General features: G+C 70.3%; 4 protein-coding genes. 1 reads left to right on the top strand and 3 read right to left on the bottom strand.

The genetic code is table 11. The annotated features are described in order from the left end of the window. Positions 1–26 precede the first annotated feature (26 nt). On the bottom strand, positions 27–5,687 hold the full coding sequence (locus ACFWYW_RS51200; RefSeq protein ID WP_379624937.1) for a DNRLRE domain-containing protein: 5,661 nt from the start codon (positions 5,685–5,687) through the stop codon (positions 27–29). A gap of 487 nt (positions 5,688–6,174) precedes the next feature. Here ACFWYW_RS51200 and ACFWYW_RS51195 point away from each other — a divergent pair, with 487 nt between their 5' ends. Continuing rightward, complete coding sequence (locus ACFWYW_RS51195) at positions 6,175–6,618, top strand: hypothetical protein (RefSeq protein WP_379624939.1); 444 nt, start codon at positions 6,175–6,177, stop codon at positions 6,616–6,618. 6 nt (positions 6,619–6,624) lie between these two features. On the opposite strand, the gene ACFWYW_RS51190 is transcribed toward ACFWYW_RS51195, so the two are convergent. Together ACFWYW_RS51190 and ACFWYW_RS51185 are read right to left on the bottom strand one after the other, a co-directional pair. Beyond that, the gene (locus ACFWYW_RS51190; RefSeq protein ID WP_379624941.1) at positions 6,625–8,373 is read right to left on the bottom strand and encodes an ABC transporter ATP-binding protein; all 1,749 of its coding nucleotides are present in this window, start codon (positions 8,371–8,373) and stop codon (positions 6,625–6,627) included. Then, the gene (locus ACFWYW_RS51185) at positions 8,370–9,890 is read right to left on the bottom strand and encodes an ABC transporter transmembrane domain-containing protein (RefSeq protein WP_379624943.1); all 1,521 of its coding nucleotides are present in this window, start codon (positions 9,888–9,890) and stop codon (positions 8,370–8,372) included. The genes ACFWYW_RS51190 and ACFWYW_RS51185 overlap by 4 nt, the downstream gene beginning before the upstream one ends. Positions 9,891–9,947: the final 57 nt, after the last annotated feature.

Below are 9,947 nucleotides of genomic sequence, written 5' to 3'. Positions count from 1 at the left end.
GCTCACGGCCGGGCGGCAGCCGTACGTCAGGAGGGGGGTGTTCCCTTGACGCTCACCCAGAAGCGGTCGCCGTTGGGCCGGACGTTACCGTCGGGGACGAGCACACGGTAGCGCGCGTAGAACACCGACAGGTACCAGCCGTCGCTCTTGTTGTTGCTGGCCGGAACCCCCCGCACGGAGAAGTTGCCGTCACCCCATCCGGGGCCCTCCCTGACCGAGTTGAAGGGGAATTCGTCGCAGTCGCCGACCACCTTGGGCGTTTTGCAGGCTTTGCGGCGTTCGCTCACCTGCACCGCTCCCCATGTCCGTCCCTTGGGGTCGAGTGGTCGTAGTTCGCTCTCGTTGATCCGGGTCAGCGGGGCTCTGCTCCGCGCGTCGTCCCCGTCCCAGTTGCCGGGGACCACCTTCTGACCAGCCGGTTTCTTGGGATTGGTGAGATCCGGGGTCTTGAAGGCGGCCCAGATGTGGGCGGCGACGGGGCCTCGCTTGGGGTGGGTCACGTCCGTCTGGTAGATACGGCTCACGTCAGGGAAGATGCAGGCGCCCTTGTAGCGGACGCGCTTCTCCTCCGGCCAGGCCCCCGGACTGCCCGGACCCAGGGTCAGGTCGTCGCAGCGGACGGTCGGCGGCGTCCGGAGAGCGCCCCGCTCGTCCTTGAGCTTGCCCCACAGCGGAACGTTGGTGGGCCAGGGCTTCACCGCGATGACGTCCTTGATCTTCATCCAGGGGACGATCGTGCAGCGGCGGACCGCGTCGACGGTGCTGGAGGACTTGAAGCGGAAGTACTGCGCCGTCCCGTTCCAGTCCTTGATCCGGGCTTCGCGATCTCCGTCGATCGTCTTCGCGCAGGAGGAGTTCCCGCTGCTCGACTCGGCGGTCGTCGTCAGCTGCATACGGGCGTTGCCGAAGCCGCTTTCGAGCGCGTACTGGGCTTCGTCGATCCCGACCCACATGGAGAACTCCGTCGGGGTGATCGGACCGGTCGTCCCGTCGCTCCCCGCGTTGCGGATCCCCGTCCCGTCCCGAGTTCCCAGGTAGGTGTTGATGACCGTGGTGGCTCGCACCATCAGGTCGATTCCGGCGGAGCCGTCGGGCAGCTTCACGCGGACCTTCCCCCGGGAGCCCGTGTCCGGGTCCCAGTCGTCGAGCCAGGTGCTGAGGCCGAACCATCGGACGGAACAACCGCTGAAGACCGTGGCGTCGGTCCAGATCCCCAGCCTCCCGCCCGTCGGCGCCTCCGCACGGCAGGTGTTGAGGGTGTAGTGCCGGTAGTTGACCTCGTAGGGATCGGGTTCGTCCTGCTGCGCGGGCTGGGTCGCCTTCGCCGCGGGAGGCGTACCCGTGCCTCCTGCCAGCGCGCCGATCTCCGTCGCGGTCAAGGGGCGCTGGTAGGTGCGCGCGTCGTCCAGGTCTCCGCGCATGCGGGTGCCCAGTGTCAACGGGCCCGTGCCGTTCCAGGCCTGGAAACCGACCGGCGCCGAGGTGACGAGCTGACCGTTGAGGTACAGCGCCGCCGTACCGGCCGCCGCGTCGTAGACGCCCGCGAGGTGGAACCATTCGTTGACCGGCGCTTCGACATCGGACAGGACGCCGGAGGACGTCGCGCCCGCGGTGTCGCCGCTGGTGAGGGTGAAGACCAGGCCACGGTCGGGAGTGTTGCCCAGGCGGAAGGGCGCCTGGGCGCCGCCGCGCTGCTCGGCGACGAGGTAGTCCCCGTCCTTGTCCGACCAGCGCAGCCAGGACGCGACGGTGAAGCTCTGGTCGGTACGGATCACCGGCCCGGCGGTTCGCGCCAGCGGCTCTTCACCGGGCGCCACGACGTCCACGGTGAGTGACTGCCACTCCGACCAGGCCGACGTTCGCGGTCCGGCGACGGCACGGGCCCGCCAGCGCACCTTCCAGCCGTCGGAGAGCCTGCCGTCGGGTACGGTCACGGCGGCCTGGCTGCCCGATGCGACGTTGTCGGCCGCGCCGGTCCAGATCTGGCCGGTGCCCTGCCCGGTCGCCGCCGGGTCGTGTTCCAGCTCGAACTCGGCCCGCAGCGCTCCGCCCGCCGGATCGGTCACCTGCGCCAGCAGGTTCGGGGTCCGGCTGGTGGTGACCGTCGTGCCGTCGGCCTGGTGCGAGGGAACGACCTGAAGGGCGCCCACGGCCGGGTCGGGCTGGGTGTCGGGGACGTCGATGGTGACGTTCTGCCACGTCGACCACGCCGAGGCGGTGGAGGCGCCGGCGTTGACGGCGCGAGCGCGCCAGCGGGTCTTCCACCCGTCGACCAGCTTTCCTGCCGGAACGGTCACACCGGCCCTGCCGCCGGACGCGACCACGGGGGAGGCGCCCGCCCAGATCTGGCCGACGCCCTGCCTGGGTGCGGCCGGGTCGTGCTCGATCTCGAACTCGCCGGTCAGGGTGCCGCCGATGGTGTCGGCGACCGTTGCGCCGAGTTGCGGGGTGAGTGAGGTGGCCACCGTGACACCGTTCACGATCTGTGCCGGGGTGACGGCCAGCGCGCTCGCCGAGGGGTTGGAGGTCGCGGCGCCGATGGTGACGGTCAGTTTCGGCGCCGGACTGGCGAACTCGGTGTTCTCCGCGCTGGTGAAGACGCGGTAGTTGTCGGCGGCGCTTGCCTCATTGGGGTGCATCAGGACCAGGCCGTGGTTGGCGGCGCCGGCGGCCCAGTCCTGGGCGATGCCGGTGACGGTCCACTCCATCGCACTGGGGAAGGTCGCGCAGTCGGAGTTGACCGCCGTCCTGCTGATCTGCGCGTCCTCGGTGGTCGTGGCCGGCTTCCTGCCCCAGGTGAGACCGTCGGCGCTCCACGTGCCGGTCAGCCGGCGTACCTGGATGCCCGCGCCCACGGAGCCGCCGCAGGCGGGAGCGTCCACGTTCACCAGGGACAACTTGGCGTTGGTCACCGTCTGCCCGGCCAGCCCGGTCGTGTCGAAGCGCAGGTGAGGCCGGTAGAGGCCGTCGATGAGCCGCCCCGCCGTGAGGTACGGCGTGCCGGGGTCGGCCGGGTCGTCCGGGAAGTCGGAGCCTGCCTCGACGTCGGCGTTGAGCGGCAGCGTGATGGTCGGGTCGACGCGGACCGGCAGCACTGTGGCCGGATCGGTCAGGAAGGCGTGATCGGGCTTGAGCACCAGTTCGGTCTCACCGCCCTTGGTGACCACCGATGTGTCGATGCCCGTCCGTTTGGCCCGATGCGGGCGGCCCCGGTCGCTGCCATCCCACATCACCGGCCGTGCCGCGGCCGCGACGACCTTCTTGTCGGGCCCCTTGAGCAGCAGCCGGCCGTTCTTGTCCGCGCTCAGCGACAGCCCGGAGGTCTCCACACCCAGACGGATCTCCAGCGGCCTGCCCGGCCGTTCCCTGACCACCACGTCGTGCCGGAACCCGGTGGGCAACACCGTCACCACCAGGTCCGCGCCCTTGCCCGCGGCGTCGGCGAAGGTCACCGTGCCGCCGTTCACGGCCGGCTTCGGCAGAGCCGCCGGCCAGCGCAACGCGTACGACTTTCCGTCGCCGGTCGTCATCCTCGCGAACGCGCCGGAGCCGCCGGTCGAGACCTCCACCGAGACCCCCGAGGCCAACGCCTTCGGCCGCAGCACCTCGCCGTGCCGCGCCAGACGGGTGTCGATGGGGACCCAGGTGCCGCCTTGCCGCGTCCGTACCGGGCCTGATGAGATCTCCCTTCTGAACGACCCGTCCGGCAGCGCGTAGGTGACATTGGTTTCGGTCGTCTCGTCGACGACTTCGACGGTCCCCTTCTGGCGGGCGGCTTCCCGCGAGGCGGTGATACGCGTGGGGGAGGGCTGGTTGGTCAGCGCGTTGCCGTTCTTGCCCGGGATCCAGGCTGCCGTGTCGTTCAGGGTCGCGGGATGCCGGCCGTACGCGTCGGCGGCGGTTTGGCCCGTACCCTCATCGAACGTCCAGCGTGCGCTGCCCGCCGACGCCGTCTCGAAGGTCCATTGGTAGGCGGTCATGGGGTTGGCGGACGCGTCGATCGCCTCGCCGAGCTCGGCGGTGTACCGGACGGCGGGATTCAGCGGCTGCGCCGGGGTGAACGTGAATTCCTGCTGAGAGGCGTCCACGGTCACGGCGCCTTCGACGGCCGTTCCCGAGGGATCTTTCAGGACGAAGTCGGGCTCCCAGACCGGCTCGTTGAACGTGGCCTTGATCGACGTATCGGTCGGCACCTGCGCCGCGTCCGCCACCGGGGTCGTACTCACCACCGTGGGGGCGGTGTCGTCGGGCGGGCTGCCCTCTTCGACCGTGCCGCCGTCCCAGGATTCTTCTCCGGACTCGCCGGTGAAGGGCTCGAGTTCTTCTGGCGCCACCTCGGCCACGTGATTGGGGGTCGAGGTGAGAACCCGCTCCTGCTCGTCGCTCATCGGGGGCACGTAAGGGATGTCGTCGCTGTCGACCCGCATCGCGACGGCCTGCTCATAAGTGGCGGGCTGGGCCCGCTTCGGGCCCTCGTAGGAATAGACGACGACTTCCGGCGGACCCGCGGGAAGAGGTGTGTACTCGATGAACAGGACGGGGCCGCGCGGGGTGAAGGGATAGGTGTCGTAGCCGCCGTACTCGTCGGAGCGGTAGTAGCGCCAGTTCTGCGGGCTGTCCGGTTCGATGACGGAGTTGAGGCGGACGCCGAGGTCGGGCGTGCCGTTCATCCAGGCCTGGACGATGAGCTCGATGGAGTAGTAGAGCTCGCCCTCGCCCTCGGGGCAGCGGGTGGCGCTGTAGGCGCCGCGGTTGGCGACGTGCCCGGACAGCACGGTGGAGGGCTGGTTGTTCCAGCTGATCGTGCTCGTGTTCCAGGCGCTGGTGACACGCTGCAGGTCGATGCCGGGGCTGTCGGTGTCGCTGCAGGTGTGGGAGTCCTGGTTGTGCAGGCGCAGGTCGGCGTTGTGGACCGTGCCGCCCTCCAGCGGGGTCCCCTTGATGTGGAAGTTGATGTACGTGCGGTGGGTACGGCTGCCGCTGTGCGACTTCCCGGCCAGCAGCCACGGCAGGGTCGCGTTGGCGCTGCCGTCGGGCAGCACGTTCGACACGTGCGTGTCACCCGCGATGCCGGTGCCCTCCCACGTCTCCGACATGGTGTTGACGGTGACCGGATAGACGGTGGCGGGGTCGTTGAGGAACGCCGCCGGAGCCGTGTAGACCACGCTGTCACCGTCGACCTCGGCCTTGGCCTGCCCGATGGCGCCCTTGTCGGGTTCCACCAGCGCGGCGGCGTCCAGCATGGGCGCGGCCAGGTCGTCGACCTCCTTGCCCTTGGCGTCCAGCAGGCCGGGCGTCCGGTCAGCGCCGGTGCCGAGCTTGAGCCCCTTGGGTAACCGCATGGGCACCCGTAGCCGGACGTCCTTGCCCGGTCGCTGCCGGATCAGCACGTCGTGCCGGAAACCGCTCGGGGTGAGGGTCACCACCAGATCGGACCCAGGGCCGTAGGCGTCGCGGTAGGTGGCCGTGTTGCCCTTGAGCGCCGGCTTGGGCAACGTGGCAGGGGCCTCGACCGCGGTCCTGCCCGTCGTGTCGGTGAAGCGCGCGGCGGTGGTGTCACCGCCCGCCGACAGGGTCAGGTCGCCCAAGCTCGCCTTCGGCTGGACGACCCCGCCCGTCTCCACGAGCGTGAGGTCGATCGGCGCCCACGCGCCGTTCTTCTTGACCCGGACCGGTGTGCTGGCCAACTCCGCGCGAACGGTCTTGCCATCGGGATTGGCGTAATACGTACCGGTTTCTGATCGGTACTCTTCTATCTCAATACGCTTATTCATCCTTTGGGCCTGGGCGAGCGTCGCTCCGGCCGCCGTGGTGGCTTTGAGGGGTTGCGGTTCGTTCGGCGGCGCCGCGCCGGCGGGATCCGTGAACGACGTCATCAGTAGGGCCAGGGTGGCAATCAGGCAGGTCGCACGGCGCGTCCAGCCGGATAAGCCGGTTTCCGATCGTGGTGAATTCACTCTGCTCCTCAACGGGGAAAGCCGGTAAGCAAGCAGATATTCCCATGGACAGAAACGTGGGCCAATACCGGAACTGCGCCGGTGATGACACGCTGCGTAAAGACGTGCTCCTTAATTCTGGCAAAGGTTGTGCGATATAGCAGAAATGTAGGAGCGCCCGTTATTATTCGCGGCCTGGTCTTCCCGGTCTTCCTGATGGCCGGATAGGCTGCGGCGGGTGATGAGCGGGACGTCGAACAGGCCATACCTGATGGCGCTGTGCATATTCTTGTTCGCCGTCCTTGGCATACTGTTCCTCCCGCGCCTCGTGTACGGGGCGATACTGGAGTCTCAGGTCGAGGGGCACGCCGAGGACGTGCTGGAGAAATATGCCGAGCACGTCGGCAGGCAACTCCATACGAATCCTCGAGGACAATCATGGCGTGCGGTCAAAGGCGCTCGAGTGCTCCGAGACAGCAGGCCGAACCCGGGCTCGCTGGTCATCTCAACCTCTGTCACCGTGCCGGCGGGAGCCATTTTCTTCAGTAGCAGCGGATACGAGGTCAGGTGCTACGACGTCTCGTTCACCGGCATCGGCGCCCCTGACCAGCGCTACACCCTCGACAAGATTTCAGGATGCGCCGAGGAACTCCGTGGCCCCGCCATACACGGAAGCCGCTGACCGCGTTCAGCGGTCGGCGGGTTCGGGGCCGGCGCTTCGCGAGCCGTACCACGATGTCCACAGTGCCTCGTAGACGCCGCCCGCCGCGACCAGTTCGTCGTGGGGGCCGACCTCCACCACCCGGCCGCTGTCCATGACGACCACCCGGTCGGCGTCGCGGGCCGTGTGCAGGCGGTGGGCGATCGCGATGACGGTCCGTCCCTCCAGGACGGCGGCGAGCGAGCGTTCGGCGCGTCTGGCCGTGCGGGGGTCGAGCATGGCGGTGGCCTCGTCGAGGATGACGGTGTGCGGGTCGGCCAGGATGACCCTGGCCAGGGCGAGCTGCTGGATCCGGTCCGGGCCGAGGGTGGTGCCGGACGACTGGGAGCCCAGTTCGTCGTCGAGCGAGGTGACCCAGTCGGCGCCGACCGCCGCGAGCGCCTTGTCCAGGCGGTCGTCGCCGGCCGTCGGATCCGCCAGCAGCAGGTTGTCGCGGACGGTTCCGAGGAACAGGTGCTGTTCCTGGGTGACCAGGACGACGTGCTCGCGGAGCTGGGCGGGGGAGAGGTCGGCTACCGGCACCGAGCCGACGGTGACCGTGCCCAGGCGGGGGCGGTCGATGCCGGCCAGCAGCTTGCCCAGGGTGGACTTGCCGGCTCCCGAGGGGCCCACGACGGCCAGGCGCTCGCCGGGCCGTACCGCGAGATCGACGTCCTTCACCACGTCGTCGCCGGCTTCGTAGGCGAAGTGCACGCCGGACGCCTCGATGCGGTCGCCCCGCGGCGACGGGGCGGTGATCTCCGCGCGCGCCGGTGTCGCGAGGCCCTCGATCCTGGCGAACGAGGCTCCGCTGCTCTGCAGTTGCTCCAGCCAGATCAGGATCGTCTCGATCGGCTGGCCGAGCTGGCGCAGGTACAGCACGCAGGTGACGACCGCGCCCAGCGTGACCTGGCCGCGGTCCAGGAGCAGCCCGCCCACCAGCAGGACCAGCACCGGGGGCAGGAGCGAGGAGACCTCCACCGACGGCCAGAGCACGCTGCGCAGGAAGAGAGTCCGCAGCTGGGCGGTCCGGCCGCGCTCGATCACCCGCTCCGCCGCTCGGGTGCGCTTGGCCTGCAGGCCCAGGGCCTCGATGGTACGGGCTCCCGCGGCGTCGGCGGCCAGGTGCTCGGCCAGCTCCGAGCGGGCGGCGCCTTCCTCCAGGTACGCGGGCCGGGCGCGGCGAAGGTACCAGCGGGAGGCGGCCAGGATGCCGGCCGGCGCGAGCAGGCCGCAGACGCCCAGGACCGGGTCGACCAGGAAGACGGCGACGATCAGGAAGAGCGCCTGCAGGGCCGAGACGAGGATCGCGGGGGCGGCGTCGCGCAGGGTGCGGCCGACGAGGGCCACGTCGGTGGTTCCGCGGGCGGTCAGGTCGCCGGTGCGGATGTGCTCGACCGTGGCGGCGGGCAGGGCCAGCACACGATCGAGGAGTTCGGCGCGGATGCGCTCCTGGACGCGCTCGCTGAAGCGGGTGCCGATCTTCTCGGCGTACCTGGACAGAAGGAGCTGGGCCAGCGCCGCGCCGACGGCGATCGCGGCGAGCAGGTCGACCGTGCGGCCGGCGCCGATGGCGTCGATGATCCGGCCCAGCAGCCACGGGCTGACCAGCGCCGCGGCCGCCGCGAGGCTGTTGAGCAGCAGTGTCGCGGTGAAGCCCGGCACGTCCCGCCTGACCAGGCGCAGGGCGGCCCGCCGTACCTGCCGGGGGCCGGCGACGGGCAGGTCGCGGGTCATGCGAGCACCGATCGGTAGGCGGGGGTGGAGTCCATCAGCTCGTGGTGGGTGCCGGTGGCGGCCACCCGACCGTCCTCGACGAACAGCACCTGGTCGGCCTGGGCGAGCAGCAGCGGCGAGGTGGTGGCCACGACGGTGGTACGGCCGGCGCGTGCCGTACGGAGCCGCTCCGCGAGGAGGGACTCGGTGTGGGCGTCCAGCGCGGAGGTGGGTTCCACGGCCAGCAGTACCTCGGGCTCGGCCAGCAGCGCACGGGCCAGGCGTACGCGCTGACGCTGGCCGCCGGACAGGTTGCGGCCGCCGGGTTCGATCATCGAGTCGAGCCCGTGGCGCAGCCCGGCGACCACGTCCTGTGCGGCGGCGACGTGCACGGCCCGATGGACGGCCTCGTCGTCCGCCTCGCCCCGGCCCTGAAGGACCTCGCGCAGCGTGCCCGCGAACAGGGCGGCGTCGTGGTCGGCGATCAGTGAGGTGCCGTCGAACCCGCCCATCCCTTCGAGCAGCGCCACGCTCTCCTCGGGCCGGGCACTGACCAGCCCCACGAGACTCCCCGGCGCGACCTCCGGCCCGGCGGCCCGGGGCCGGTCCGGGGCGCGCAACGCGAGAAATCGGGTGACCTGGCGGGCGGCGACCAGGCCGTGGCTGATCTGGAAGCTGCCCTCGATGAAGAAGGAGACGGGAACCACCAGCATGGCGATGTACCCATATACCCCGACCAGCTCGCCCACCGTGATCGCCCCCTCGGCGGCCAGCCGGGCGCCCAGCCAGGTGACGGCGGCCAGGAACAGAGCGGGCAGCCCTGCGCCCAGCGCGCCGATCCAGCTCGTCAGCGACGCCACCCGGTAGCCCTGCTCGCGCAGGCTCGCCGAGTCGGCGCGGTACCGCTCGGCGTAGGTCGCCTTGCCGCCGAACGCGTTGAGCACCCGCAACCCCTCGATCAGGTCGACCAGGCGGGTGGTCAGCCTGCCCTGGTTCTCGCGGTAGCCGTTCTGCACCTTCATCAGCCGCCCGAGCAGTGGGCCGAGCACGATCGCCAGCAGCGGCACGCCCAGCAGCACCACGACGGCCAGCACCACCGAGACCTGCAGCAGCAGCACCGCCACCACGCCGTAGCTGATCACCGCGCCCACGCCGGGGCCGGTCACCGTCAGCGAGGCGGCGATGGCGATGACGTCGCCGATGCCGATCGTCACCACGTCGCCCGCCGAGACGCGCTTGGGCAGGTCGGCGCCCAGCTTGTTGATCTGCTCGACCAGGGCGCGCACCGTGCGGAAGTTGGCGTCCATCCGGATCTTGGTCATCGTGCGGTGCCGCAACATCGCCAGCCACGCGTTGACCAGACCCGCGCCGAGCAGCGCCAGCACCCAGCCGGGCGCCAGGTTGTCGTCAATCACCCTGGCCAGCAGGTACGGCGGGAGCGTCAGGCCCACCATCCAGAGGGTTCCCAGCATCGCGCCCAGCGCGACCCGGCCCTTCTGCGCCCAGGCCAGCCAGCACAGGTACCGGGCCGCCTTCATGGTAACGACGCTAGGGCATGACTTTGGCGCCCCTTTGCCTGCCCTCTCCCGGCATGA

The sequence above is a fragment of the Nonomuraea sp. NPDC059023 genome, assembly GCF_042740095.1.
Taxonomy (GTDB): domain Bacteria; phylum Actinomycetota; class Actinomycetes; order Streptosporangiales; family Streptosporangiaceae; genus Nonomuraea.
The sequence above is the reverse complement of the archived record's forward strand: the minus strand, read 5'-3'. Positions and strand labels throughout refer to the sequence as shown.